The 23,803-nt window shown below is 72.6% G+C and carries 28 protein-coding genes; 18 read left to right on the forward strand and 10 right to left on the reverse strand.

Going from position 1 to position 23,803, the window contains the following annotated elements:
- Positions 1 to 42: 42 nt before the first annotated feature.
- Genes AB0J36_RS26505 through AB0J36_RS26515 form a run of 3 tightly spaced genes read right to left on the reverse strand, consistent with a single transcriptional unit; the run spans position 43 to position 3,250 of the window.
- Positions 43 to 909 (reverse strand): carbohydrate ABC transporter permease, encoded by an 867-nt coding sequence (locus tag AB0J36_RS26505; RefSeq protein ID WP_357121417.1) that lies wholly within the window; start codon positions 907 to 909, stop codon positions 43 to 45.
- On the reverse strand, positions 909 to 1,859 hold the full coding sequence (locus tag AB0J36_RS26510; RefSeq protein WP_357172154.1) for a sugar ABC transporter permease: 951 nt from the start codon (positions 1,857 to 1,859) through the stop codon (positions 909 to 911). The genes AB0J36_RS26505 and AB0J36_RS26510 overlap by 1 nt, the downstream gene beginning before the upstream one ends.
- The gene (locus AB0J36_RS26515) at positions 1,856 to 3,250 is read right to left on the reverse strand and encodes an extracellular solute-binding protein (protein ID WP_357172155.1); all 1,395 of its coding nucleotides are present in this window, start codon (positions 3,248 to 3,250) and stop codon (positions 1,856 to 1,858) included. The genes AB0J36_RS26510 and AB0J36_RS26515 overlap by 4 nt, the downstream gene beginning before the upstream one ends.
- Positions 3,251 to 3,366: 116 nt before the next feature.
- Here AB0J36_RS26515 and AB0J36_RS26520 point away from each other — a divergent pair, with 116 nt between their 5' ends.
- From AB0J36_RS26520 to AB0J36_RS26540, 5 genes are read left to right on the forward strand one after another with little or no spacing between them, the layout of a single operon-like run.
- Positions 3,367 to 4,404: a zinc-binding alcohol dehydrogenase gene (locus AB0J36_RS26520; protein ID WP_357121426.1), complete on the forward strand. Its 1,038-nt coding sequence runs from the start codon at positions 3,367 to 3,369 to the stop codon at positions 4,402 to 4,404.
- A complete protein-coding gene (locus tag AB0J36_RS26525) occupies positions 4,405 to 5,226 on the forward strand; it encodes a sugar phosphate isomerase/epimerase family protein (RefSeq protein WP_363661231.1) in 822 nt (273 codons plus the stop codon).
- Entirely contained in the window at positions 5,223 to 6,563 is a 1,341-nt protein-coding gene (locus tag AB0J36_RS26530) for a hypothetical protein (RefSeq protein ID WP_363661232.1), read from the forward strand. The genes AB0J36_RS26525 and AB0J36_RS26530 overlap by 4 nt, the downstream gene beginning before the upstream one ends.
- Before the next feature lie 57 nt (positions 6,564 to 6,620).
- Complete coding sequence (locus AB0J36_RS26535) at positions 6,621 to 7,019, forward strand: NUDIX domain-containing protein (RefSeq protein ID WP_357392811.1); 399 nt, start codon at positions 6,621 to 6,623, stop codon at positions 7,017 to 7,019.
- A 60-nt stretch (positions 7,020 to 7,079) separates the two neighbouring features.
- A complete protein-coding gene (locus AB0J36_RS26540) occupies positions 7,080 to 7,583 on the forward strand; it encodes a DUF2267 domain-containing protein (RefSeq protein ID WP_363661233.1) in 504 nt (167 codons plus the stop codon).
- A gap of 22 nt (positions 7,584 to 7,605) precedes the next feature.
- Here AB0J36_RS26540 and AB0J36_RS26545 read toward each other — a convergent pair whose 3' ends face one another.
- Both AB0J36_RS26545 and AB0J36_RS26550 read right to left on the reverse strand, forming a co-directional pair.
- Entirely contained in the window at positions 7,606 to 8,919 is a 1,314-nt protein-coding gene (locus AB0J36_RS26545; RefSeq protein ID WP_363661234.1) for a hypothetical protein, read from the reverse strand.
- Between the two features lie 49 nt (positions 8,920 to 8,968).
- The gene (locus AB0J36_RS26550; RefSeq protein WP_363661235.1) at positions 8,969 to 9,484 is read right to left on the reverse strand and encodes an NUDIX domain-containing protein; all 516 of its coding nucleotides are present in this window, start codon (positions 9,482 to 9,484) and stop codon (positions 8,969 to 8,971) included.
- Between the two features lie 64 nt (positions 9,485 to 9,548).
- On the opposite strand from AB0J36_RS26550, the gene AB0J36_RS26555 reads away from it, so the two are divergent.
- The gene (locus AB0J36_RS26555) at positions 9,549 to 10,040 is read left to right on the forward strand and encodes a type II toxin-antitoxin system PemK/MazF family toxin (protein WP_355050009.1); all 492 of its coding nucleotides are present in this window, start codon (positions 9,549 to 9,551) and stop codon (positions 10,038 to 10,040) included.
- 27 nt (positions 10,041 to 10,067) lie between these two features.
- Here the strand turns inward: AB0J36_RS26555 and AB0J36_RS26560 are convergent, their stop codons facing one another.
- Entirely contained in the window at positions 10,068 to 10,718 is a 651-nt protein-coding gene (locus tag AB0J36_RS26560; protein WP_357172162.1) for an NAD(P)H-dependent oxidoreductase, read from the reverse strand.
- Positions 10,719 to 10,870: 152 nt separating this feature from the next.
- Between AB0J36_RS26560 and AB0J36_RS26565 the strand changes: the two genes are divergently transcribed.
- From AB0J36_RS26565 to rox, 4 genes are all read left to right on the forward strand, one after another.
- Positions 10,871 to 11,215: a metalloregulator ArsR/SmtB family transcription factor gene (locus AB0J36_RS26565; protein WP_355050007.1), complete on the forward strand. Its 345-nt coding sequence runs from the start codon at positions 10,871 to 10,873 to the stop codon at positions 11,213 to 11,215.
- On the forward strand, positions 11,199 to 11,672 hold the full coding sequence (locus AB0J36_RS26570; RefSeq protein WP_357172163.1) for an SRPBCC family protein: 474 nt from the start codon (positions 11,199 to 11,201) through the stop codon (positions 11,670 to 11,672). The genes AB0J36_RS26565 and AB0J36_RS26570 overlap by 17 nt, the downstream gene beginning before the upstream one ends.
- A gap of 149 nt (positions 11,673 to 11,821) precedes the next feature.
- A complete protein-coding gene (locus tag AB0J36_RS26575) occupies positions 11,822 to 12,760 on the forward strand; it encodes a phosphotransferase (RefSeq protein ID WP_363661236.1) in 939 nt (312 codons plus the stop codon).
- 142 nt (positions 12,761 to 12,902) lie between these two features.
- Positions 12,903 to 14,330 (forward strand): rifampin monooxygenase, encoded by a 1,428-nt coding sequence (gene rox, locus AB0J36_RS26580; protein ID WP_357121455.1) that lies wholly within the window; start codon positions 12,903 to 12,905, stop codon positions 14,328 to 14,330.
- 4 nt (positions 14,331 to 14,334) lie between these two features.
- On the opposite strand, the gene AB0J36_RS26585 is transcribed toward rox, so the two are convergent.
- On the reverse strand, positions 14,335 to 14,982 hold the full coding sequence (locus AB0J36_RS26585; RefSeq protein ID WP_357122169.1) for a GGDEF domain-containing protein: 648 nt from the start codon (positions 14,980 to 14,982) through the stop codon (positions 14,335 to 14,337).
- 269 nt (positions 14,983 to 15,251) lie between these two features.
- Between AB0J36_RS26585 and AB0J36_RS26590 the strand changes: the two genes are divergently transcribed.
- The 7 genes from AB0J36_RS26590 (at position 15,252) to AB0J36_RS26620 (ending at position 21,025) form a co-directional block, all read left to right on the forward strand.
- Positions 15,252 to 15,491: a DUF397 domain-containing protein gene (locus tag AB0J36_RS26590; RefSeq protein ID WP_355050003.1), complete on the forward strand. Its 240-nt coding sequence runs from the start codon at positions 15,252 to 15,254 to the stop codon at positions 15,489 to 15,491.
- A 138-nt stretch (positions 15,492 to 15,629) separates the two neighbouring features.
- Positions 15,630 to 16,517 (forward strand): helix-turn-helix transcriptional regulator, encoded by an 888-nt coding sequence (locus tag AB0J36_RS26595; protein ID WP_357121459.1) that lies wholly within the window; start codon positions 15,630 to 15,632, stop codon positions 16,515 to 16,517.
- Positions 16,518 to 16,622: 105 nt separating this feature from the next.
- Positions 16,623 to 17,687 carry a LacI family DNA-binding transcriptional regulator gene (locus AB0J36_RS26600; RefSeq protein WP_363661237.1) on the forward strand — a complete coding sequence of 355 codons (1,065 nt, stop codon included), beginning with the start codon at positions 16,623 to 16,625 and terminating at the stop codon, positions 17,685 to 17,687.
- Between the two features lie 2 nt (positions 17,688 to 17,689).
- On the forward strand, positions 17,690 to 17,884 hold the full coding sequence (locus AB0J36_RS26605) for a hypothetical protein (protein ID WP_357392765.1): 195 nt from the start codon (positions 17,690 to 17,692) through the stop codon (positions 17,882 to 17,884).
- Between the two features lie 93 nt (positions 17,885 to 17,977).
- The gene (locus AB0J36_RS26610) at positions 17,978 to 19,432 is read left to right on the forward strand and encodes a serine/threonine-protein kinase (RefSeq protein WP_363661238.1); all 1,455 of its coding nucleotides are present in this window, start codon (positions 17,978 to 17,980) and stop codon (positions 19,430 to 19,432) included.
- 14 nt (positions 19,433 to 19,446) lie between these two features.
- Positions 19,447 to 20,322: an alpha/beta hydrolase gene (locus AB0J36_RS26615; protein ID WP_363661239.1), complete on the forward strand. Its 876-nt coding sequence runs from the start codon at positions 19,447 to 19,449 to the stop codon at positions 20,320 to 20,322.
- Between the two features lie 58 nt (positions 20,323 to 20,380).
- Positions 20,381 to 21,025, forward strand: a complete 645-nt coding sequence (locus AB0J36_RS26620) for a histidine phosphatase family protein (RefSeq protein ID WP_357121474.1) — start codon at positions 20,381 to 20,383, stop codon at positions 21,023 to 21,025.
- 26 nt (positions 21,026 to 21,051) lie between these two features.
- Here AB0J36_RS26620 and AB0J36_RS26625 read toward each other — a convergent pair whose 3' ends face one another.
- From AB0J36_RS26625 to AB0J36_RS26635, 3 genes are read right to left on the reverse strand one after another with little or no spacing between them, the layout of a single operon-like run.
- Positions 21,052 to 21,549, reverse strand: coding sequence for a DinB family protein (locus AB0J36_RS26625; RefSeq protein ID WP_357121477.1), 498 nt, complete (start codon positions 21,547 to 21,549; stop codon positions 21,052 to 21,054).
- Positions 21,550 to 21,597: 48 nt separating this feature from the next.
- Positions 21,598 to 22,041, reverse strand: coding sequence for a VOC family protein (locus AB0J36_RS26630; RefSeq protein WP_357172165.1), 444 nt, complete (start codon positions 22,039 to 22,041; stop codon positions 21,598 to 21,600).
- A 44-nt stretch (positions 22,042 to 22,085) separates the two neighbouring features.
- On the reverse strand, positions 22,086 to 22,766 hold the full coding sequence (locus AB0J36_RS26635) for a carbon-nitrogen hydrolase family protein (RefSeq protein ID WP_357122172.1): 681 nt from the start codon (positions 22,764 to 22,766) through the stop codon (positions 22,086 to 22,088).
- An 85-nt stretch (positions 22,767 to 22,851) separates the two neighbouring features.
- Between AB0J36_RS26635 and AB0J36_RS26640 the strand changes: the two genes are divergently transcribed.
- The gene (locus AB0J36_RS26640) at positions 22,852 to 23,643 is read left to right on the forward strand and encodes a DedA family protein (RefSeq protein ID WP_357172166.1); all 792 of its coding nucleotides are present in this window, start codon (positions 22,852 to 22,854) and stop codon (positions 23,641 to 23,643) included.
- The last annotated feature ends 160 nt before the right edge of the window (positions 23,644 to 23,803 follow it).

The raw sequence follows: 23,803 nt of genomic DNA on the forward strand, positions 1-23,803 counted from the left end.
TCGGCCGGGGCCGGGCTGGCGGGTGCGCCGATCGGTGGCGGCTCAGCCCTTCTCCGCGCCGCTGGTCAGGCCCTCGGTCAGCAGCCGTTCACTGGCGAAGAAGAGGATCACGATGGGCAGGGTGAGGACTACCGACCCGGCCATCAGCACCGTCTTGGGCACCTCCACGCCGTCGGAGAGCAGCGACAGGCCGAGCGACACCGTCCAGCGGTCGGGTTTGTCGACCAGGAACAGCAGGGCGAACAGGAACTCGTTCCAGGCGATCATGAAGTCGTAGAGCGCGACCGCCATGATCGACGGCATCGCGAGGGGCAGGCTGACCCGGCGGATGATGCCGAGCCGGCCGGCGCCGTCGATGGCCGCGGACTCCTCCAGGCTGACCGGGATGGTCTCGAAGTAGTTCTTCAGCATGTAGACCGATACCGGCAGGGTCTGCGAGACGTAGACCAGCACCAGCCCGAACAGCGAACCGCGCAGCCCGGCGAGGCTGAACACCACGAACAGCGGGATCGCGATGACGATCGAGGGGAACAGGTAGACCGCCAGGAACAGGAAGTCGACCTGCCGCCGACCGAAGAACCGCAGCCGGGCCACCGCGTACGCGCCGGGGATCGCGACGAGCAGCGTGAGGACGGTCGCCGCGACCGCCACCAGGGCGCTGTTGCGGATGAAGGTGAGGAATCCCTGGCCGCCGTCGTCGGTGGCCTTGAGGACCTCGGCGTACGTGGCCACGGTCAGCTCGCCGAAGCCGACGACCAGCGCGCCCGGGTCGAGCAGCAGCCGCTCGATGGGGCGTACCGAGAGCACCAGCATGTAGTAGAAGGGGAAGACGGTGACCACCAGGAACGCGGCGATCACCAGGCGGCGCAGCCAGCGCAGGCTCACCGTCTCGACCATGTCCCGGTCCATCAGCCGACCCTCCGTCCGAAGAAGCGCAGATAGATCAGCACGAACACGATGAGCACCACGGCCAGCACGACCGCCTGCGCGGCGGCGGCCCCGACGTCGGTACGGGCGGTGAGGAACTCGTAGACCCGGACGCTGACCACCTCCGTGCCGGCGGCCCCGCCGGTGAGCAGGTAGACGTCGTCGAACTTGTTGAACGTCATGATGAAGCGCAGCACGCCGAGCAGGGCGATCACCGGCAGGAGCTGCGGCAGCAGGATGTGCCGGAACCGCTGGGTGGGGGTGGCCCCGTCGACGCGGGCGGCCTCCTCCAGTTCGCCGGGCACCGCCTGGAGTCGGGCCAGCAGGAACAGGAACGCGAACGGGAAGTACCGCCATGCCTCGAACGTGATGACCGTGGCCAGCGCGGTCGACTCCTGGGTGAGGAACGGCACCGGCGCGTCCCAGCCCAATAGGCGCTGCCCCCAGTGGTTCACGATGCCGAGCTGCGGGTCGAGCATCACCTGCCAGACGAAGGTCACCGCGACCACGGGCGCCACGTACGGCAGCAGCATGGAGGCCCGTACCAGGGTGCGACCGCGGAACGGCCGGCGGACGACGAGCGCGGCGATCAGGCCGAGCACGATCGACCCGACGGTGCCGCCGACGCTGTAGAGCAGCGTGACCCACAGCGTGTCGGCGAAGCCGGGGGTGTGTAGCACCCGGTCGATGTTGTCCAGGGTCAGCTCGCCGAACAGGCCGGTCTTGCGCAGGGTGGCGAGCCGGACCCGTTGGAAGGCGAGCACCACGGTCCAGACGATCGGGATGCCGATGACGACGATGGTGACGAGCAGGGTCGGCGCGACCAACGCCAGCCCGGCGCGGGACTCTCGGCGGCGCAGCGTCAGCGGTCGACGACGCGCCCGCTCCGGCCGCTCTTCGGTGGGGGAGCGGCCGGGCGCGGTGGTGGTCAATTGACGCCCGCCTTGATCGCCTCGACGTCCTTTTTGGCCCGACCGGCGGCGGCCGCCGCGTCGGACTTGCCGGCGGTGAGGTCAGCCAGCACCTTGGGCACCGGAAGTTCACCGAGCATCGCGCCGACCAGCTTTCCCTGGCCCTGGCTGAGCCCCCAGCGCCCGAACGTGTCCGGGCTGCGGCGAAGGGTGGCGAGCACGTCGTCGCCGTACACGTCGGTGAGGGGCTTCTTGGTGTCCACGCCGGCCGGGCTGGTGGTCCAGGCGGTCAGGAACGCTTCCGGATCGGCCGGAGTTCCCTTGCGCACCGGGAAGCGGCCCTCGGGGGACATGCCGAACCAGCGCGGGTAACCGTCGCCGAGCATGAACTCCACGAAGGACTTGGCCGGGTCGGTCACCGCGCCGTCCAGCACTGCCCACGAGCTGATCTCGCCGTACTGGGCGGGTTCGGTGCCGTTCGGACCCTTGATCGCGGTGACGAACCCGCTGTTCTTGGCGAGGAACGCCGGGTCGCCCTGGCACTGGGGGCAGGTCGGCTTGGCGTCGTTCCGGAGCCCGGCCAGCTCGTCGAGGATGAACGGCGACCAGATCACCATGGCCGCCTTGCCGGCGAAGTAGGTGGCCCGGGTGGTGTCCACGTCCTGCGCGCCCTTGACGGAGCTGGTGCGGATGAGGTCGCCGTAGAAGCGGAACGCCTCGACGCACTGCGGGGAGTCGAGGGTGACGGCGCCGGAGTCGTCGGTGAGCTGGCAACCGTTGGCCAGGGCCAGGTGCTCGAAGGTCTGTTGGGTGAACACGTCGCTCGCCGAGGTGGCGGCGGTGATGCCGGCGACCCCGCCGGTGTTCAGCTTCGTCGCGGCGGCGGCGATCCGTTCGTACGTGTCGGGGGCGGGCAGGCCGGCGGCGTCGAACAGGTCCTTGCGGTAGACGAGCAGTTGCCCCCACCCGTCGCTGGGCACGGAGAGCTGCTTGCCGTCGTCCGAGGTCAGCTCCAACGCCCGGGGGGAGAACGTCTGCCGGCCCAGCGCGTCGACGACCTCCGCGTTCGCCGAGGCGTGCAGCAGCTCGTTGCCCGCGAGCGTACGGATGCCGGCCAGCGAGACCGAGCCGACCACGTCGGGCAGCTCGCCGGCGGCGGCGTTTGCGGCGATCAGCGAGGGGAACTGGTCCTCGTTGACGGTGACGAGGTCGACCTGGATTCCGGTCTTGGCGGTGAAGTCGGCGATTATCGCCTTGGTGGCGGTGACGCGGTCGGCGACGTCCTCCAGGCTCCACACGGTGATCTTCTTGCTGTTGCTGTCGGATCCGTCGTCTCCGCAGGCCAGCAGGGTGGACGTGGCCAGTGCCAGGATCAGGGTGGTGGCGAGTATCCGCCTCGGAGGTGCTGACATCGGTGGCACTCCTCTCGAAGGGTACAAGAGGGATCCAACACCTTCGATTGATCAATAGCAAGACATATGGCTATTTTTTGGCTATCCTGGAGCCCAGTGCTACCGGGATGTGACACATGGGCAACTGGGTGGTCTCCCTCGCCGGGCCTCGACAGATCAGTCTCGAGCCCTGCCCGCCAGATTCGCTCGGTCCCGGCCAGGTCCGGGTCCGCACCTGCTACTCGGGCATCTCCGCCGGCACCGAGCTGACCCTCTACCGGGGCAGCAATCCCCGGCTCCGCAAGGACTGGGACGACACCGCCCGCATGTTCGTCCCCCGTCAGGCCCCCGTGCCGTACCCGTTGGTCGGCTTCGGCTACGAGGAGGTCGGCGAGGTCGTCGAGGTGGCCGCGGAGGTCGCCGACCGGCATCCGGGTCAGCTCGTGTGGGGCATCTGGGGGCACCGCGCCGAGGCCGTGCTCCCCGCCGACGCGGTCCGACCCCTGCCCGTCGGGCTGGACCCGCTCGCCGCGGTCTTCGCCCGGCCCGGCGCCATCGCGCTGACCGCCGTGCTCGCCGGCGACCTGCACCTGGGCGACTGGGTCGGCGTCTTCGGGCAGGGCGTCATCGGGCTGCTCGCCACCCGCCTCGCGGCGCTGTCCGGCGCCCGGGTGGTGGCCGTCGACCGGGTGCCCGGCCGGCTGGCCCACGCCACCCACTACGGCGCACGGACCACCGTGGACGCCGAGGTCCGATCCGCCGCCACCGTGCTGCGCGAGGCCACCGGAGGCCGGGGCGCGGACGTCTGCCTGGAGCTGTCCGGGGCGTACCCGGCGCTGCACGAGGCGATCCGCTCCACCGCCCACGCCGGCCGGGTCGTGGCCGCCGGCTTCTACCAGGGCCAGGCCGACGGGCTCGGCCTCGGCGAGGAGTTCCACCACAACCGCATCCAGATGGTGGCCGCCCAGGTCTCCGGGCCCACCCCCGCGCCGGGCATGGCCGGCCGGTGGACCGGTGACCGGGTGGCACAGACCTTCATGGAGCTGGTGGCCGACCGCAGCGTCGACCCGCTGCCGCTGGTCAGCCACATCGTCGACGCCAGCGCGGTCGCCGACGCCCTCGCGCTGCTCGACCGCGGCGCCGGTGACGTCCTCCAAGTGGTGTTGAGGTTCTAGATGACCACCATCGCGCTCGCCTGCCAGGAACAACTCCTGCCGGGCACCAACCTGATCCAGAAGTACGCCCTCGCCACCGCGCTCGGCTACCAGGGCATCGAGCTGCGCGGTCGCGGCGACCTCGCGTTCGCCCGCCGCCTGCCCGAGCTGCGCCGGGCCCGCGCCGCCGGCGTGGTGATGCCCACCGTCTGCGTCGAGATGACCCACTTCATCGGCGACTTCGACCCCGACCGGTCCGCCGACGCGGTCCGCAACCTGCGCTCCCAGCTCTCGGTCATCGCCGAACTGGGCGGCATCGGGGTGATGACCCCGGCCGCGTGGGGGATGTTCTCCCGGCGGCTGCCGCCCTTCGAGCCGCCACGCCCGCCGGCCGGCGACCGGCAGGTGCTCCTGGACACCCTCGGCGAGCTGGGCGAACACGCTCGGGCCGAGGGGGTCACCCTGTTCCTCGAACCCCTCAACCGGTACGAGGACCACATGGTCAACCGGCTCGACGAGGCGGTCGCCCTGTGCGCCGCCCTCGGGCTGCCCTCGGTCCGGGTGGTCGCCGACACCTTCCACATGAACATCGAGGAGGACGACCCGCACCGGGCGCTGCGCGCCGCCGCGCCGTACCTCGGACACGTGCAGGTCAGCGACTCCAACCGGTACCAGCCCGGCGCCGGGCACCTCGACTGGACCGGGCTCGTACGGACCCTGCTGGAGCTGGACTACCGGGGCTGGCTGTCCCTCGAGTGCCGGCTCCGCGGCGACCCCGTCCGCGCCCTCGCTGAGGCCGTCACGGTGTTGCGGCACGCGCTGCCCCGCCGGGCCGCCGCATGACCGCCGACGCCGTACCGGCCCGCATCGGTGGTACGGCCGAGCCGGCCGGACTGAGCCGGCTGGCCGTCGCCACCCTCGACGCGAACTGGGAGCACGACCACACGGTGCCGTCGCGCACGCTCTACCCGCACCAGTGGAGCTGGGACTCGGCGTTCATCGCGATCGGGCTGGCCCACGTCCGGCCCGGGCGGGCCTGGCGGGAGCTGGCGAGTCTGTTCCGGGCGCAGTGGGCCGACGGACGGGTACCGCACATCGTGTTCAATCCGGCGCTGCGGGTCGGCGCGTACTTCCCCGGCCCGGACCTGTGGCGCTCGGCCGACGTGCCGGGCGCACCGGGGGTCGACACCTCCGGCCTGGTCCAGCCGCCGGTGCACGCGCTCGCCGCGCTGCTGGCCTATCGGCGGGCGCCCGACCAGAGTGGACTGGCCGCGCTGCGCCGGCTCTACCCGGCGCTGGTCGCCCAGCAGCGCTATCTGGCCGAGCGGCGGGATGTGGCCGGCGACGGGCTGGTGTGCGTCGTACACCCGTGGGAGTCCGGTCTGGACAACAGCCCCGCCTGGGACGAGCCGATGGCCGCGGTCCACGCCGAGGCGGCCGTCATGCGCGCGTACCGTCGCCACGACACCGCGCACGCCGACGCCGCGCACCGCCCCACGGACCTGGACTACGCGCGCTACCTGGCGATCGTCGCGGCCTACCGCGACCACGGCTACGCCGACCGTCACCTGGCCGACGACCATCCGTTCCTGGTGGAGTGCCCGCTGTTCAACGCCGCGTTCGGCTCCGCCGAGCACGCGCTGGCCGACATCGCCAGGCTGACCGGCTTCGACCCGGGCCCGCACCGGGTCCGCGCGGACCGCGTCACCGAGGCGTTGGTACGACGGCTGTACGACCCGGTCACCGGCACGTTCCAGCCCCGCGACCTGCGCGCCGGCCGGCTCGTCGGCGCGCGTACCGTGCTCGGGCTCGCGCCGTTGCTGCTGCCCAACCTGCCTGCCCGGCAGGTCGACGCGCTCGTCGTCGAGGCGACGTCGGCGCGCTTCGGGGTGGCCGAGCGGATGGATCGGCCGCTGCCCAGCTACGACCGCACCGCGCCCGACTTCGAGCCGCTGCGCTACTGGCGGGGGCCGAGCTGGCTGAACATCGGCTGGCTGGTGCGGCGCGGGCTGACCGTCCACGGTCACCCGGAGCTGGCCGCCGGCCTTCGCCGTTCGATGATCGATCTGGTGGCCGGCGCGGGCTGCCACGAGTACTTCCATCCCGACACGGGGGCCGGGCTGGGCTCACCGGCGTTCGGTTGGACCGCCGCGCTCCTGCTCGACCTGCTCGCCGCGTGAATGTTCCCGCCGGCGTCGGGTGGTAGCGTGCGCGCTCCCAGCGAGGCGGGAGGCGGCGTGCGCGAGATCGACAAGGTGGCGTGGATCCTGATCGAGGACGGGCGGGTGCTGAGCACCCGGTCGCAGGGCAAGGACGTGTGGTACCTGCCCGGCGGCAAGCGCGAGCCCGGGGAGAGCGACCTGGAGACCCTGCGCCGGGAGATCGGTGAGGAGTTGAGCGTCGAGGTGGAGGTGCGCGGGGCGACGCACCTGGGCACGTTCACCGCCCAGGCGCACGGCCACCCGGCCGGCGTCGCGGTGCGGATGACCTGCTACCGGGCCGGATACCGGGGACGGTTGCGGCCGGCCAGCGAGATCGCCGAGATGGCCTGGCTCGGGTACGCCGACCGGCACCGCACCTCCCCGGTCGATCAGCTCATCTTCGACCACCTGTCGGCCGCCGACCTGCTGCGCTGACGGTCGCTGGCCCGCTTGCGGCGCTGTTTGCCCCCGTCGAGCGCGGGTAACCGCCCCGGCGTGACCGACAGCGCGGGCGGCGACGGGTTTGGACACTTCATCGACGCGGTGTCCCGGCGCTCCGGCCTACCGACCGGGCAGGCTGCCGCTCTCGCCCGCGCGGTGCTCACCACGATGGCGGAACGCGTCACCGGTGCCGCGCCCGACCCCGCCGGGCACCTCCCTGACCAGGTCGACGGCTACCTGTACGACTTCGCGCCGGATGCCCACCCGACCGACCCGGTCCCGGCCGTGACGACCGACGGTGACGGGCTCGACGCCGGGGTGGGTCTCGTCGTCGGCGGACCGGCCACGCCGCCGCCCATGGACGCCGGTCCGGTGGACTTCCTGCGCCGGGTGAGCCAGCGTGCCGGAGTGGACGCGGCCACGGCACGGCTGGGCACGGGCGCCGTCTTCGCGACCCTGCGCGAGGCGGTGACCGTACGGGAGTTCCACGAAATGGTGGCCCGACTGCCCCGCGACGGGAGCGAGCCCGATCCCGCCTGGCCGACGAGCGATTGGTGATATCCGGTGCGGATCGACGGCGTCAGCTCTCGGCGTCGGGCAGCTCCTCGGGCTCGGTGACCCAGGCGGAGAAGACCGGCACCCCGTGCCACGGGCCGGTGGTCCCGTCGGCCCTGCTGTCGGTGGCGACGGCCAGCACGGCATACGGGTGGCCGAAGCGCAGCTCGGCAGTACGGGCGACTCCCTCCGGGGGCAGGCTGACCGTGCCGAACATCCCGGTCACCGCCGCCGCCTCGAACCCGTACCGGCCGTATCGGGCCATCGCCACCTGACCCGCCTCGAAGCCCTGGACCGGTTGGCCGAGTGCCCGAGCCAGTGTGCCGGCCGCGGCCTCGAAGCCCAGCGTCGCGGCCATGAGATCGTGCTCGCTCCGCGCCGACCAGCAGGGGAGTACCGCCTGATGCCGCTCCTCGCGGCCGTCGCGCGCGCGGGTCCGGACCCGCTCCTCGCGCAGCGTCCACAGCGGGGTCTCGCCGAGCGGCAGGTCGAACAGTGACCGCCGACCCGTCGGTTGCGCGCCGTCGGCCGCGCCAACGCTGAGTCGGTACGCGGCGGCGAGCACCTCGCCCGCCGGCACGTGCGGCGCGGCGGCCACCGAGAGGACCACCAGCCCCGCGCCGTCGGTTGCCTGGGCGCGGGCGGCGTGCACGATCACGTCGCCGGCCCGCTCGGTCGTGACGATGGCCCCCTGGTGCCCGTGGCTCGGGCTGCGCAACGCCTGACGGAGGTCGCCCGCCCAGGCGCTACCGGGACCCAGCGCGCGGGCGTCGGTGACGTCGAACGGCTCGGCCCACGAGATCCGGGTGGCGAGCGCGCTGGCCAGGGCGAACACCACGTCCGGGCGGACCTTCAGGGGAAACGTCTCGATCAGGCCGTCGGTGTGCTCGCGCGCCCAGGCGTCCAGGCCGGCCTGGTCGGGGAGCGGGCCGACCTCGGTCGTCGCGGGGAGCGTGGCCCGCCATCCGGCCGGCTCGTCGACTCCTCGAACCGCTCGCAGCCACAACGCCGTGGCGGACGCGACCAGCGGGTGCGGCGCGTCCAGCAGCGTGCGGGCCACGTCGGCCGCGCTGGCCAGGTCGGTGCCCAGAGCCGCCGCCAGCCGCTCGCCCGTCGCGTACCGGGCCGCCGCGTCTGACCCGGCTACCGCTTCTGGCCCGCTCGCCGCGTCCGCGTCGGCCGTGTGCAGGCCGGTCGCCTGGGCGGCTTCGGTCGTCGCGGCGCTGACGGCGAGCAGCAGCCAGGCGCCGAGCGGGGAGGCGACGTGGTGCCGATCGCCGATGGCGGCGTGCAGCCGTTCGGCGTACGCGGACAGCGGGCCGTGCAGGTCGGTCGTCATGCCTCCACTCTGCCCGGCGCGACCCGGTCCGGCATCCGCACCGGCCCGGTCACGACCACAGCTCGAACGGCTCGTCGATCCGCTCACCGGCAAGGAGGGGCGTGATCAGCCGGGGGAGCTGACCGGGATAGAAGCGTTCGGCGCTGGTCACCACGTCGGCAAGTGGCCACCAGCGGAAGCCGAAGTAGTCCTCCCGCTCGTAGTCGAGTCGGTCCGTCTCGTCCACGTCCGGGCCGGGACCGGTCAGTCGTACGGCGACGATCACCTCGTCCTGAACGTGGCGCAACTGGCGGTGCAGGAAGCTGGCCCGCCGTCGCCAGGTCGGCGCGCCCACCTGGTCGGCGGTGACGACGATGCCGGTCTCCTCGCGCAGTTCCCGCACCGCGGTCTCGTGGTACGTCTCGCCCGGGTCCATGCCGCCGCCGGGCAGCTCCCACCAGGTGCCGAGCCGAGGGTGGTCCGGGTCGCGGGTGTGGAACAGCAGCACCCGGTCGGAGTCGTCGATGACGACCACGCGCACCGCGCGCCGTTCGAGGATCGGCAGGTCGTCGGGTAGGTGGTCCATCGGCTCAGTCTGCCGCAGCGCTCCGGCTCCGGGGGACCGCGCGGGGGCCGGTAGGCTGCCCGCCGTGGCTGGTCTGTTGAGGAACGTGGCGCAACGCATCTCCCGGGTGGGCGCGGCAATTCCGTCGCCCCGGCGTACCGGGCCGTCACCGGCGCGGGTGGCCCGCCCCCGGCAGGTGAACGCGTTGCAGCGGCGCGAGCTGAGCTACGCGCCGGAGGTCGACGGCCAGGCCGACCCGGGTGAGATCGTCTGGACGTGGGTGCCGTACGAGGACGACCCCCGCCAGGGCAAGGACCGCCCGGTGCTGGTGGTGGGGCGGCACAGCCGGACGCTGTTCGGGCTGATGCTGTCCAGTCAGAGCGAGCGGGACGGGCAGCGGCACTGGTTCGCGCTCGGCCCCGGCGAGTGGGACCGGGACAAGCGGCCGAGCTGGGTCCGGCTGGACCGGGTGCTCACCATGCGCGAGGACAGCATCCGCCGCGAGGGCGCCGTGCTGGATCGGCCCCGGTTCGACCGGGTCGGGCAGGCGCTGCGCGCCGGCTACGGCTGGCGCTGACCGTACCCTCGGCGGCCGGACGGACCGTCAGGCCGGCTCGCGGCTCGGACCGACCGCGGCGCCCTGCGCGTCCGGCGGCGGGTACGGCTGTTCGGCGAGCAACCGGGCCAGGTGGGCGCTGTTGAGCGCCAGGGCCTTGGTGGTGCGGCCGGTGGTGTCGGTCTTGGGGCCGGCGTCGCGGTAGTCCACCTTGTGCAGGGCCTCACCGACCCAGTAGGTCGCTCCGGCGGCGGCGACGGTGAACCCCACCTCGTTGAGCGCTCCCTGCACCTCGGCGATGGTGTGGTGCGCGCCGTCCTCGTTGCCGACGACCGCGACGCCGGCCACCTTGCCGTAGGTGAGCAGTCGTCCCTCGTGGTCGGTCTCGGACAGCTCGGCGTCGAGGCGTTCGAGGACCATCTTGGTGACGCTCGCGGGTTGGCCGAGCCAGATGGGCGTGGCGATGATGAGGATCTGGGCGTCGAGCAGCTTGGCGCGGATGGCGGGCCAACCGTCGCCGTTGCCCTCGTCGGTCGACACCCCGAAGCGCACGTCGTGGTCGACCACCCGGACGATCTCGCCGTCCACGCCCTGACGGGCCAGTTCGGCCAGCACCTCCCGGCCCAGTTGCTCTGAGCTGGAGGGGGCCGGCGACGGCTTGAGGGTGCAGTTGAGTACCAGGGCGCGGACGCTCACCACGAGGGGTTCCTCTCGTCGGTCGTATCGGGCTGTTCTCCCCGTACCCGTGTGTCGGGTCGAATCACGGTCCTGGTCCGGTGAAACCGTTGACAGTCGGCGGTCGAGCTGTAGATTCAACCTGTCGGTTAATTAGCTAGGTGGTTGAAAGCGACATGACAGCGGACCCGGTCAGCGCCGTGTTCGGCGCGCTCGCCGACCCGACCCGCCGCGCCATCCTGGCCCGGCTCGCCACCGGTGAGGCGACGGTCAACGAACTGGCCGCGCCGTTCCCGATCAGCGTCCAGGCCATCTCCAAGCACCTGGGGGTGCTGGAGCGCGCCGGGCTGATCGTGCGGACCCGCGACGCCCAGTGGCGGCGGTGCCGCCTCGATCCGACGCCGCTGCGCACCGTCGCCGAGTGGGTGGACCAGTACCGCCGGCTCTGGGCCGAACGCTACGACGCCCTCGACGACTATCTACACGACCTGAAGGAGACCAGCCATGACCGAGACCCGTGACCTGACGGTCGACGTGTCCTCCGAGCGGGACATCACGACGGTCCGTTCGTTCGACGCCCCGCGAGACCTCGTCTTCGCCGCGCACACCCAGGCCGAGCACCTCAAGCGATGGTGGTGCCGGGGCAATCCGGCGGACGTCGAGATCGACTTCCGCGAGGGTGGCCGCTATCGCATCGTCGAGCACGCTCCGGACGGCAACGACTACGCCTTCCGGGGTGAGTTCCGGCAGATCACCGCGCCGGAGCGGATCGTGCAGACCTTCGAGTTCGAGGGCATGCCCGGCCAGGTGGCGGTGGAGACGCTTGTCTTCGCCGAGCTGGACGGCGGCACGCTGCTGACCAGCACCACTCGCTTCGACACCGCCGCCCAGCGCGACGGCATGGTCGAGGCCGGCATGGCGCAGGGCACCGCCGAGTCGTACGCGGCCCTAGACCGGCACCTGTCCACCCTGCACTGACGGACCGGACCACGTTGATCAAGAGGTTCGCGTCAGAATACGAGCCGATCGTGACGCGAACCTCTTGATCAACACGGGTGGGGTGTGGGGTGTGGGGTGTGGGGGTTGTGGAGTGGGTTCAGGAGGCGTTTGGGCTTCGGTTGTCCGTTGTGGACGAGATCCCGCACGGGGCTGATGTGCGGGCTCGGCTGTGGCGGGGTGGGACGGGCGACGGTGGGCGGTATGCCGTCAAGGTCAGCGGTGGCGGTACGCCGGCCGGCCTGATCGTGGCCGCGCACCTGGCCGAGCGGGGCGTGCCCGGGGTCGCGGCGCCGGTCCGCACCCGTGCCGGGCGGCTGTACGCCGAGCGTGACGGGGTACGCCTCTCCGTGGTCCCGTGGGTGTCCGACCTGCGGGCGCTGGACGGCCCGATGAGCGAGGCGCACTGGCGTGCGTACGGGGAACTGCTGGCCGCCGTACACGCGGTCCCGGTGACCGGTGAACTGGAACGGCTGCTACCGGGCGGCGGTGACGCGTACCCCTCGATTCTGGCCGCGACCAGGGACGTGGCCGGACGGCTCCGTGACCAGGTCGACTCGGGCGATCCGCTGGTCGCCGACCTGGCGGCACGCTGGGCGGCGAACGCCGACCGGGTGTCCACCCTGCTCGCCGGGGTCGAGCGACTCGCCGCCCACCGGTCGGGGTCGGCGGTGGTCTGCCACGGCGATCCCCATCTGGGCAACCTGCTGCTCGGCCCGGACGGCCAGGTCTGGTTGATCGACTGGGACGACGCCGTGCTCGCCCCGCGCGAGTGTGACCTGATGTTCGTCGTGGGCGGGGTGCTCGCTTTCGCGCCGATCACTCCCGGGCAGGAGAGGGCCGTGCTCGCCGGGTACGGCGCGGTCGACATCGACGCGGCGCGGCTGGCCTGGTTCCTCGCGGTGCGCGCGCTCGACGACCTCAGCGACTGGACCCGCCAGGCGTTGGACCCCACCGGCGGCCCCGACGATCGCGCGACGGCCGCCCGGATCGTCCGTGGGCTCGTGTCGCCGGTCGGCCTGGTCACCCTCGCCGACGCCGCGCTGCGTGACCTCGACGAACGGCGCTGAGCGGCCCGGAAACGCGAAACGGCAGGGAGATCCAGCTCCCTGCCACCTCTAACGTATATCGCACCCGGGGTCTTGCGGCAAGACCCCCGTCGTGCCGCAGAATCGTCACCCGAAGCCCAAACCTGGGAAAATCGGGGGAATCGTGATCGATGTCATCATTGCCGGCGGCGGACCGACCGGTCTGATGCTCGCCGGTGAGTTGCGACTGCACGACGTACGCGTTGTCGTGCTGGAAAGGGATGCCGAGCCGACCCGCTTCGTCCGTTCCCTCGGCCTGCACGCGCGCAGCATCGAGATCATGGACCAGCGCGGACTGCTGGAGCGCTTCCTCGCCCTGGGTACGCGGCATCCGCTCGGGGGCTACTTCGCGGCGATCCCCAAGCCACCGCCGGGCGGCCTCGACAGTGCCCACGCGTACGTCCTCGGCATCCCGCAGACCACCACGGACCGCCTGCTGGCGGAGCACGCCGTGGAGGTCGGCGTCGAGGTCCGGCGCGGCAGCGAGGTGGTCGGGTTGCGCCAGGACGACGACGGGGTGACGGTGGAGCTGGCCGACGGGACGCGGTTGCGGTCGCGCTTCGTGGTCGGCTGCGACGGCGGCCGGAGCACGGTCCGTCGGCTGCTCGGCGTCGACTTCCCCGGTGAACCCAGCCGGGTCGACTCGCTGCTGGGCGAGATGGAGGTGGGGGTATCCCCGCAGACGGTGGCGGACGTGGTCGCCGAGGTGCGCAGGACCCACCTCCGCTTCGGTCTCGGGCCACTCGGAGACGGCGTGTACCGGGTCCTCGTGCCCGCCGAGGGAGTGGCCGAGGACCGCGATGTCCCGCCGACCATCGAGGAGTTCCAACAGCAACTGCGGGCGTACGCGGGCACCGACTTCGGCGTGCACTCGCCGCGCTGGCTGTCCCGCTTCGGTGACGCGACCCGGTTGGCCGAGCGTTACCGGGTCGGCCGGGTGCTGCTGGCCGGCGACGCCGCGCACATCCACCCACCGACCGGCGGGCAGGGCCTCAACCTCGGCATCCAGGACGCGGTCAACCTCGGTTGGAAACTGGCCGCCGAGGTCGCCGGCTGGGCGCCCGACGGGCTGCTGGACAGCTACCACGCCGAGCGGCACCCGGTGGCCGCCGACGTCCTCGTCAACACCCGTGCGCAGATGTTCCTGCTGTCACCGGATCCGGGGCCGCAGGCGGTACGCCACCTGTTGGCGGAGCTGATGGACTTCGAGGACGTGAACCGGTACCTGATCGAGAAGGTCACCGCGATCGGGGTCCGCTACGACTTCGGCGCGGGTCACGAGCTGCTGGGGCGGCACCTGCGGGACGTCCGGCTGACCCGGGGACGTCTCTACGAACTGATGCGCGCCGGCCGCGGGCTGCTGCTCGACGCGACCGGTCGCCTCTCGGCCGCCGGTTGGGCGGACCGGGTCGACCACGTCGTCGACGTCGGTGACGGGTTCGACGTACCCGGTGTGCTGCTGCGTCCGGACGGCCACGTGGCGTGGGTCGGTGACGATCAGACCGACCTGGTGGGTCAGCTGCGCCGGTGGTTCGGCGCGAGCGCCACCTGAGCCGCTACTCCACGAAGCGGGCGCTGTCGACGAGCTGTCGCGGCGCCCGCGGGCCGGAGAGGCTCTTCGCCTGGTACATGGCCGCGTCGGCGCGGCTGAGCGCGTCGGTGAGCTGGGCCGGACAGGTCACCGGGGCGAGCCCCACCGACGCGGTGACCCGGACACTGCACCCGGTCAGCCGGATCGGCGCGGCGACGGTCTCGCTGAGGCGTCGGGTGGCGTGCTCGATCCAGCGTCGGTCGACGGTCGGGCTGGCGAGCAGCCCCGCGAACTCGTCGCCGCCGAGGCGGGCGACGAGGTTGTCGCCCGCGAACCCGGCCAGTCGTTCCGCGACGCTGATCAGCACCTGGTCGCCGGCGGCGTGCCCGTACCGGTCGTTGATCTGCTTGAAGTCGTCGAGGTCGAGCACGATGGCGATCAGCGGCTCACCGTCGGCGTTGGTGAGCAGGGCGGCCGCGAGACGGTAGAAGGCGCGGCGGTTGGGCAGCCCGGTGAGCGGGTCGTGGCTGGCGGCGTGGCGTTCGGCGGCCAGCTCGGCCTGGAGGTGCTCGATCTCGGCCTCGGCGCGTACGGCGCGGCGACGCAGTTGCCAGGAGGAGAGCAGGGCACCCGCCGCACAGACGCCGGAGGCAACGCTCATCGGATCCGGCAGGAGACCTCCCATCGCCGCGACCGCCTCCCGCCTCCGGTCTGCGCGGCGCGCCTGCCGCGTCGGTGTCAGTTTTCCCTGGTCATCACCCCGCTCGGGGTAACGCAAAGTGAACGGATAAGCACCGATCACGTGCGTTATCATGCTCGCCATCCGGTGCAGATGCAATAGCAGATGCACGTGCATACGGCCCGACCCCGATACCGCACCCTCGCCGCGTCACCGCTCCTCCCACGGGCACCGGCGGGCTCGTGAGCAGAAAGACGCCTCTCATGCAGCAGCCACCCAATGGCGTTCCGATCCCTCAGTTGCCCCATCTGACCTGGCAGAAGAGCCGCCGTAGCAACCCGAGCGGCAACTGCGTCGAACTCGCCGAACTGCCGGGAGGGGCCGGCATCGCCGTCCGCAACTCGCGTCATCCGGAAGGGCCGGCGCTGATCTACACAGTGGACGAGATCGCCGCCTTCGTGCTCGGCGCCCGCGACGGGGACTTCGACCATCTGATCAACTGAAGGGCCGCGCCGGGCGGTCCCAGCGATGGGACTGAATCGCCGGTCCGGAGGAGTTCACCTCACTGTCGGTCCATGGCATGCTTACACGTCGGTCGGGCTCGGTGCCCGGCCACGTGGTCGGTATCCGGAGGTCCGCACGTGACGATGGTTCCCGCCGAGGGCGGCCCGACAACCGGGCCAACCGTGCTGCGCATGCTGCTCGGCGCCCAGCTTCGTCGGCTGCGGGAGTCCAGCGGGGTGACCCGGGAGGGCGCCGGGTGGGAGATCCGCTCCTCTGAGTCGAAGATCAGCCGGATGGAGCTGGGCCGGGTCGGCTTCAAGGAACGGGACGTCTCCGACCTGCTCACCCTCTACGGCGTCAGCGACGAGGGGGAGCGCGACGCGCTGCTCAAGCTCGCGCGGGACGCCAACAGTCCCGGTTGGTGGCACCGTTACGGCGACGTGCTGCCCAGTTGGTTCCAGTCCTACCTGGGCCTGGAGGCGGCGGCGGCGCTGATCCGCAGCTACGAGGTGCAGTTCGTCCCCGGCCTGTTGCAGACCCGGGAGTACGCCCGGGCGGTCGTGCTGCTCGGGCACGGCGGCGCCGGCGTCGCCGAGATCGACCGCCGGGTGGATCTGCGGATGCAGCGTCAGCAACTGCTGCTCCGGGACAAGCCGCCGCTGCTCTGGGCCGTGGTGGACGAGGCGGCGCTGCGCCGGCCGATCGGCGGTCCAGAGGTGATGCGGGGCCAGCTCACCGCGCTCATCGAGGCGACCAAGTCGCCCACCGTCCGACTTCAGGTCATCCCCTTCGCCGCAGGTGGTCACGCGGCGGCCGGTGGCGCCTTCACCATCCTGCGCTTCGGTGACCAGGAGCTGCCCGACATCGTCTACATCGAACAGTTGACCAGCGCCCTCTACCTGGACAAGCGCGACGACCTCGACTACTACGCCGTGGCCATGGAGCGGCTCTGCGTCGAGGCGGAGCCGCCGGAGCGTACGCCGGAGATCCTGGGCCGGCTGCTGGAGGAGACCTACCCGCGGTGACGGTGCCCTGAGGGGCGCGCGCGGGTTCATTCGCATTGACCGTTGCCGACGTGGCGGGCTAGTCTCTGTATCGATCCAGTCTGAATCGATACAGAGGGGCGTCGAGTGAAGCCGACACTGCAAGCCGTGGCGGACGCCGTCGGTGTCTCCCGCAGCACCGTGTCCAATGCCTACAGTCGCCCCGACCAGCTCTCGTCGGCCCTGCGCGAGCGCATCCTCGCCGCCGCGCGCCAGCTCGGCTACCCGGGACCCAACCCGACCGCCCGCTCCCTGCGCCGTGGCTTCGTCGGCTCGATCGGGGTGCTGTTCACGTCGCAGCTGTCGTACGCCTTCACCGACCCCTTCGCCGTCCGCTTCCTCGCCGGCGTGGGCGTCGCGGCCGAGCGACACGGCACCAGCATGCTGCTCGTGCCCCTGCCGCAGGCGCAGGCCGACGCCCGGCGGGCCGTGGAGAATGCCGCCGTCGACGGCTTCTGCGTGTACTGCGTGGCCGACGAGGAGTGGGCGCTGGACGTCATCCGGGCGCGCGGCCTGCCGTACGTCAGCACGGCCGTACGCGACGACGCCGCCGCCGACGAGCGGTTCGTCGGCATCGACGAGCGGGCCGCCGCGCGCGGCGTCGCGGCGCACGTGGCCGGTCTCGGCCACCGGCGGGTCGCCCTGCTCGTGGACTCCGTCCTGCCCGACGCGCCCGCCGGTCCGGTGACCCTGGCCGGGTTCGAGCACGCCCGGCACCCGACGACCCGTGGCCGGCTCGCCGGCTTCGCCGACGCGTTCGCCGAGGTCGGCGTCGCCTGGTCGGAGCTGATACTGCTCAACGCCCCCGGCAACAGCGGCCACGCCGCGTCGGCCGCCGTCGCCGGGCTCTTCGACCGGCCCGAGCCGCCCACCGCCGTGCTGGCCGGCGCCGACGTGCTCGCCCTCGGCGTGCTCGACGCCCTGGCCCGGCGACCGGGCGGCACCCACCCGCCGGTCTCGGTGACCGGGTTCGACGACGTCCCCGAGGCGGCGGCGGCCGGCCTCACCACCGTCCGGCAGCCGGCGCAGGAGAAGGGCCGGATCGCCGCCGAACTGCTGCTCGACCCACCCACGGACGCTGCCGCGGGTCACGTGCTGCTACCCACCGAACTCGTCGTCCGGGCCTCCACCGGACCTCATGTCAGGAGTTGACCATGGAATTCCCGACCGGATACGTCACCGCCCTGGACGCGATGAACCGCCACGTCACCTCGGCCCGACCGGACGCCCCGGTCGTCGTCGAGCGCGCCCGTCGGCCGCTGCTCGCCCCGACCCGGCAGTTGACCGCCGTCGCCCTGCGCCGGCTCGCCGACCGGATCCAGCCCCGGCCGGTGCCCCGCTGCTCCTGATCACCGCCCATTCCGGCACTCCGGGGACGAACGGTGCCGGTCCGGACACGTAGGGTGGTCGATCGCGCACTCGCCGGGCAGACTGGTCTGGCCATGTCACCCTTCACCCCCACCCTCCGCCTCCACGACCGCTACGTGCTGCGCGAGCGGATCGGTCTCGGCGGCATGTCCGAGGTGTGGCGGGCCGACGACGACGTGCTCGGCCGGCCGGTGGCGATCAAGGTACTCGCCGGCCAGCTCGCCGCCGACCCGCACCTGCGGGCCACCATCCGGCGCGAGGCCCGCGCGGCCGCCCGGCTGACCCACCCGCACGTCACCCAGGTGTACGACTACGCCGAGGCGACCCTGGCCAGCGGCGTCGTCGTCCCGTACCTGGTGATGGAGCTGGTCGAGGGCCACAACCTCGCCGACCGGCTGCGCTCCGGCCCGCTGCCCTGGCCGGAGGCGGTCCGGGTGGCCGGGCACATCGCCGCCGCGCTGGCCGCCGCGCACCGCATCGGGGTGGTACACCGCGACGTGAAGCCGGCCAACGTCATGCTCACCGACACCGGGGCCAAGGTGCTCGACTTTGGCATCGCCGCGCTCGGTGGGCTCGACAGCCAGTCCGGCGAGCCGGTGATGGGCACACCCGCGTACTTCGCCCCGGAGCGCCTCGCCGCCGGTCCGCCCGACCCGGCCAGCGACGTGTACGCCCTCGGCGCGGTGCTCTACCGCATGCTCACCGGCGCGGCGCCGCTGCCCGTACAGAGCTGGGAGGACGCCATCGAGGTGCACCAGCGGGGCACACCGGTGCCTCCGCTGCGAGTGCCCGGCCTACCCGCCGACATCGCCGAGCTGACCCTCGCCTGCCTCGCCGCCGACCCGGCCCGGCGGCCCAGCGCCGCACAGCTCGCCCGACGGTTCGGCGCCGGCCAGCCGGTCGAGCCCCCCACCGAGCTGCTCCGGATCGTCCCGGCCGCCCACCCGCCCACCCTGATCGACCGCTCGGCCGCCCGGCCAGCGCCGGTCGTGTCCGCGCCGGTCCGACGCCGTCCGCGCCGGCCCGTGGCGCTCGCCGTCGCGGCCGGCCTCGCCGTGCTGGTCGGCCTCGGCGCGCTGCTCACCCAGGGCATCGGCGCACCCGACACGTCCGGCCCCGGGCCGGTGGCCGGCCCGTCGTCGCCCTCCACCACGGCGCCCCCGCCCCGGACGCAGTCGCCGAAGCCGGCGACGTCGGCCTCCCCGTCGCCCCGCCCCAGCAGCGCCGTGCCGTCGTCCGTCGGGCAGGGGTTGCCGGTCAGCTTCCGGCAGGTCAGCGACGAGTTCGACCAGGTGCTCGCCGCGGCGGTGGCCCGTGGCGACGTCGACCGCAGAACCGCCGAGGACCTGCGCGACGACCTCGCCGACGTGAACCGGCGGACCCGGGACCGCGAGCGGCGCATCGCCGACCTGCGGGACACCATCGCCGAACTGGTGGACCGTGACCGGTTGCCCCGGCAGACCGCCGTCCAGCTCGACGCGCTGCTGGCCCAGACCCGTGAGCTACCCGCCGATCGCGCCAACGACTGAGTAGTCTCACCGGCATGACGACGACGCAGACGCACCGCCTCGCCGTACCCGGCGCTGACCTGGTCTACGACGTCCGAGGTCCACTGCCTCCGACCGGCGGGCGTCGCGCGTTGCTTCTGATCGGCCAGCCGATGACGGCGGAGGGCTTCGGCGCGCTCGCCCCGCACCTCACCGACCGGACCGTCATCACGTACGACCCGCGCGGGCTCGGTCGCAGCACCCGTAGCGACGGCCGGTCCGACCAGACGCCACAGCAGCAGTCGGCCGATCTGCACCTGCTCATCGAGGCCCTCGACGCCGGTCCGGTGGACGTGTTCGCCAGCAGCGGTGGCGCGGTGACCGCGCTCGAACTCGTCGCGACCCACCCCGACGACGTCGTCACGCTGGTGGCGCACGAGCCGCCGATCAACGCGGTGCTCCCGGACGCCGCCGCAGCCGAGCGCGCTCGGAACGCCTTCTACGAGGCGTACCAGGCCAACGGATTCGGCGCCGGCATGGCCGCCTTCATCGCGATGACGTCGTGGCAGGGCGAGTTCACCGACGCCTACTTCGCCCAGCCCGCCCCCGACCCCGCGATGGTCGGCCTGCCGACCGAGGACGACGGCAGCCGCGACGATCCGCTGCTGTCCAACAGCTCATGGGCGATCACCGACTACCGCCCCGACGCGGCCGTCCTCACCGCCGCGTCGAGCCGCATCGTGATCGCGGTCGGCGCGGAGTCGACCGGCACCTACACCGCGCGTACGGCCCTCGGCACGGCGGCGCTCCTCGGCCAGGAGGCCGTGGTGTTCCCGAGTCACCACGGCGGCTTCCTCGGCGACGAGCACGGATACGCGGGCAAGCCGGCGGAGTTCGCCGCGCGGCTGCGCGAGGTCCTGGACGCCGACTGACGCCATCGTCCGTCCGGACGGCTGATCTATCCGCGGACGTCGCTGGCATGATGGGCCGATGCGAACACGGCTGATCTTCGTGCGTCACGGTGAGTCGGTCCATCAGGTCGACGGGATCGTGGGCGGCCCGCACGGGTGCCGGGGGCTGACGTCGCTCGGCTACGACCAGGCCGACCGGCTGGCCAAGCGACTCGTGGACGACTACGCCGTCGAGGGGCCGGTGGCGGTGTACTCGTCGGTGCTGCGCCGCGCCGTCGAGACCGCGCAGCCCATCGCCGCGGCGTTCGGCGTCCGGCCGTTGGCCGACTGCGGCCTCTGCACCTGGCACACCCCGCCGTACGCCGACGGGCTGCCGGTCGCCCGCTTCCGGACCGAGCACGCGGTGCCCGGTGGGGGAGTTTTCCGCCCGTTCGAGGACGGCAACGAGAGCTGGGCCGAGTTGGTCGTCCGCGTCAGCCGCGCCGTCATGGAGATCGCGCACCGGCACCGGGGCGGCACCGTGGTCCTGGTCGGCCACAGCGAGACCGTGGAGGGCGCCTTCCACGCGCTCGCCGCGCAGCCGATCTTCCGGGCGTTCGATCTGGAGGTGCCCCCGGCGTCGATCAGCGAGTGGGTCACCGACCACGACACCGGCGGCTGGCCGCCGGCCCGCTGGACCCTGCGGCGCTTCGGGGACACCGTCCCGGGTCGGCTGGCGCTCTGACCCGTCCACGTCGGACGGTCGGCGCGTCAGTCGCGCAGGATCTGCTCGCGCAGGATCTCCGCGTGCCCGCAGTGCTGCGCCAACTCTCGCAGGACGTGCAGGTACATCCAGCGCAGTGGCAGCGGGCCGCGCCGGTTGCCGTGCAGCACGTCGTCCAGACCCAGCGAGGCCGTCGCGCGGCGCGACGCCTCGCACGCTTCGCGGTGGGCCTGCTGGATGCTGGCGATGGTGTCGCCGTCGTCGAGGATGAACGACTCGTCCGGCGTCGCCGGGATGCCGATCTCGGCACGCGACCGGCATGTGATCGCCTCGTCGAACCAGACCTTCTCCACGAAGGCCGCGTGCTTCACCAGACCCAGCAGTGTCGTTCGCGACGGCACCAGCGAGCGTCGTGCCTGCTCCTCGGTCAGCCCGTCCAGGGCCTCGTTGAGCGCGCGGCGATGCTCGTCGATGAACGCCTCGATCTGCGTCTGGGCTGGCTGGTCGACGACGTCGTCGGCGAAGGTGGGCGGGAAAACGGTCATGGACCGAAGCATGTCAAGGGCGTCGCCCGGGATCAACCACGGCACGGCTCACCCGCCGAACGAGACGAGCGCGCCGCGTTCGTCGAAGACCGCCGTACCCGCCCAGGCGATCTCCCACCGGTTGCCCTCCGGGTCGGCGATGTAGGCCGAGCGGCCACCCCACGAACGGTCGGTCGGCGCTGCCACGACCGACGCCCCCACCGCGACAGCCGCCTCGAAGGCCGCGTCGACCCCCGCGCGGTCGTCGACGTTGCAGGCCAGCGTCACGCCGGACCAGCCACCGGCCGGATCGGCGACACCCGGTGCCGCCTCGGCCGCCAGCTCGGGCAGCGGGTAGAGGGCGAGCAGAACGCCTCCGAGCAGGAACGCCGACCAGCCGTCGTCGCTGGCGGGCAGCTCCGGCCAGCCCAGGGATCGGTAGAAGGATCGCAGCCGGCCCAGGTCGCGGGCGCCCAGGGTGATCACGGACAGTCGAGGGGGAATCGCGCTCATCGCCCGATCCTGTCGTACCGGTACGACAGGAAACGCCGGTGTGCTCAGTGGATTGAGGTCGCGGCCCACTCGCCCGGTGTCGTGCCCACCCGCGCGGCCTCATCACCGTGCGGTGTCCAGATGGCCGAGCGGCCGGCCGCCTCGCGGTAACCGCCGCCGGTCGACCCGGCGAAGCTCGCCATCGCCACCCAGACCCGGTGCGTCGTGACGATCCGCTGCGCCCGCACGTCCGGCACAGCGGCGTCCCGGGCCGACTCCAGCACGCCCGCCGCGTACACGTCGATCCCCAGGGCCGCCGTCGCCTGCGCGTGCCCGGCGACACCGGTGTCCTTGCAGACCGCCAGCCCGATCCGCCATCCGTCCACGTCGAGCACGCCCGGTGCGTCGCCCGGCCGGAACCGCCGCGCCTCCACGCCGCCCAGCCACATCTTCCGGTACGCCACCGTCACCCCGTCACCGGTCACCGCCAGCACTCCGATGTGGTCTCCGGGCACCGGCGCGCCGGCCAACGCCACCGTGCCAACCTCGGCGCACGCGTCGACAAGTGGCGTCAACCGCCGGTCGTCCATCGGCACGACCGGCCCCTGCAACTCGTACCCCGTCAGGGACAGCTCCGGGAAGACCACCACCCGGGCGCGCGCCGCGCGGACCGCGTCGGCGTGCGCCCGCGCGTTCTCCCCGACATCCAGGGGTACGCACAGCGGCTGCGCCACCGCGAGCCGCAACGGAGCGCGGGCCGGCCCGTCCGTGGCTGCCTGCGAGGTCTCCGCCTCACGGTTGGCTCTCAGGATCGCTTCGTAACGTGTGGGCATGCTTCGAACGTCGCACGCCGTCCTCGCCACCGGAACCCCCGCCGCCGCGGCCGAACCGCCGCAGGGCGGGATCGTCGGGTACGTCAGCGATCTGGTGGAACGGCTCGGCGGGCCCGGCGCGGGTCTGGCGGTGGCGTTGGAGAACCTGTTTCCGCCGATCCCCAGCGAGGTCATCCTGCCGCTGGCCGGCTTCGTGGCCGCGCAGGGTCGGATCAGCCTGGTCGGCGCGATCTTCTGGACCACGCTGGGTTCGGTGCTGGGCGCGCTGGCGCTCTATCTGATCGGCGCGTCCCTGGGCCGCGACCGGATGCGTGCCATCGTGGCCCGACTACCGTTGGTGAAGCTCAGCGACGTCGACCGGACCGAGGCGTGGTTCCTGCGGCACGGCGTGAAGGCGGTGTTCTTCGGCCGGATGATCCCGATCTTCCGGAGCCTGATCTCCATCCCGGCCGGGGTGGAGCGGATGCCGGTGCGGACCTTCCTGCTCTACACGACGCTGGGCAGCCTGATCTGGAACACCACCTTCGTGCTCGCCGGCTATCTGCTCGGTGACAACTGGCACCTCGTCGAGGGCTACGTCGGCACCCTCCAGAACGTCGTGATCGTCGTCTGCGTCGCGGCCGTCGCCTGGTTCGTCGGCTCGCGGGTGCTCAAGGCCCGCCGCGCCGCCCGAAACCCCGAATCGGACCCGGCTCTGTCTCGCCGCGGTGCGCCCCCGGCGGGAACGCCGGATCCCGACGGTCGGGGCACCCTCTACCGGGGCGCCTCCTGGGCCTCGGACGAGCGCTAGCCTATCGCCGCCCGCACGATGTGTCCGGTGCGGTGCGGTGCGGTCCGGTGCGGTGCGGTCCGGTGCGGTGCGGTGCGGTGCGGTGCGGTGCGGTGCGGTGCGGTGCGGTGCGGTGCGGTGCGGTGCGGTGCGGTGCGGTGCGGTGCGGTGCGGTGCGGTG

Origin of the sequence: Micromonospora sp. NPDC049662, assembly GCF_040675055.1 — a bacterium.
Classification (GTDB): Bacteria; Actinomycetota; Actinomycetes; order Mycobacteriales; family Micromonosporaceae; genus Micromonospora.

What these genes read in the sequence shown, in the direction of transcription:
- AB0J36_RS26505 (WP_357121417.1), bottom strand. Translation starts at nt 909, where the DNA reads ATGGACCGGGACATGGTCGAGACGGTGAGCCTGCGCTGGCTGCGCCGC.
- AB0J36_RS26515 (WP_357172155.1), bottom strand. Translation starts at nt 3,250, where the DNA reads ATGTCAGCACCTCCGAGGCGGATACTCGCCACCACCCTGATCCTGGCA.
- AB0J36_RS26520 (WP_357121426.1), top strand. Translation starts at nt 3,367, where the DNA reads ATGGGCAACTGGGTGGTCTCCCTCGCCGGGCCTCGACAGATCAGTCTC.
- AB0J36_RS26525 (WP_363661231.1), top strand. Translation starts at nt 4,405, where the DNA reads ATGACCACCATCGCGCTCGCCTGCCAGGAACAACTCCTGCCGGGCACC.
- AB0J36_RS26530 (WP_363661232.1), top strand. Translation starts at nt 5,223, where the DNA reads ATGACCGCCGACGCCGTACCGGCCCGCATCGGTGGTACGGCCGAGCCG.
- AB0J36_RS26545 (WP_363661234.1), bottom strand. Translation starts at nt 8,919, where the DNA reads ATGACGACCGACCTGCACGGCCCGCTGTCCGCGTACGCCGAACGGCTG.
- AB0J36_RS26550 (WP_363661235.1), bottom strand. Translation starts at nt 9,484, where the DNA reads ATGGACCACCTACCCGACGACCTGCCGATCCTCGAACGGCGCGCGGTG.
- AB0J36_RS26565 (WP_355050007.1), top strand. Translation starts at nt 10,871, where the DNA reads ATGACAGCGGACCCGGTCAGCGCCGTGTTCGGCGCGCTCGCCGACCCG.
- AB0J36_RS26570 (WP_357172163.1), top strand. Translation starts at nt 11,199, where the DNA reads ATGACCGAGACCCGTGACCTGACGGTCGACGTGTCCTCCGAGCGGGAC.
- AB0J36_RS26590 (WP_355050003.1), top strand. Translation starts at nt 15,252, where the DNA reads ATGCAGCAGCCACCCAATGGCGTTCCGATCCCTCAGTTGCCCCATCTG.
- AB0J36_RS26605 (WP_357392765.1), top strand. Translation starts at nt 17,690, where the DNA reads ATGGAATTCCCGACCGGATACGTCACCGCCCTGGACGCGATGAACCGC.
- AB0J36_RS26610 (WP_363661238.1), top strand. Translation starts at nt 17,978, where the DNA reads ATGTCACCCTTCACCCCCACCCTCCGCCTCCACGACCGCTACGTGCTG.
- AB0J36_RS26615 (WP_363661239.1), top strand. Translation starts at nt 19,447, where the DNA reads ATGACGACGACGCAGACGCACCGCCTCGCCGTACCCGGCGCTGACCTG.
- AB0J36_RS26620 (WP_357121474.1), top strand. Translation starts at nt 20,381, where the DNA reads ATGCGAACACGGCTGATCTTCGTGCGTCACGGTGAGTCGGTCCATCAG.
- AB0J36_RS26625 (WP_357121477.1), bottom strand. Translation starts at nt 21,549, where the DNA reads ATGACCGTTTTCCCGCCCACCTTCGCCGACGACGTCGTCGACCAGCCA.
- AB0J36_RS26630 (WP_357172165.1), bottom strand. Translation starts at nt 22,041, where the DNA reads ATGAGCGCGATTCCCCCTCGACTGTCCGTGATCACCCTGGGCGCCCGC.
- AB0J36_RS26640 (WP_357172166.1), top strand. Translation starts at nt 22,852, where the DNA reads ATGCTTCGAACGTCGCACGCCGTCCTCGCCACCGGAACCCCCGCCGCC.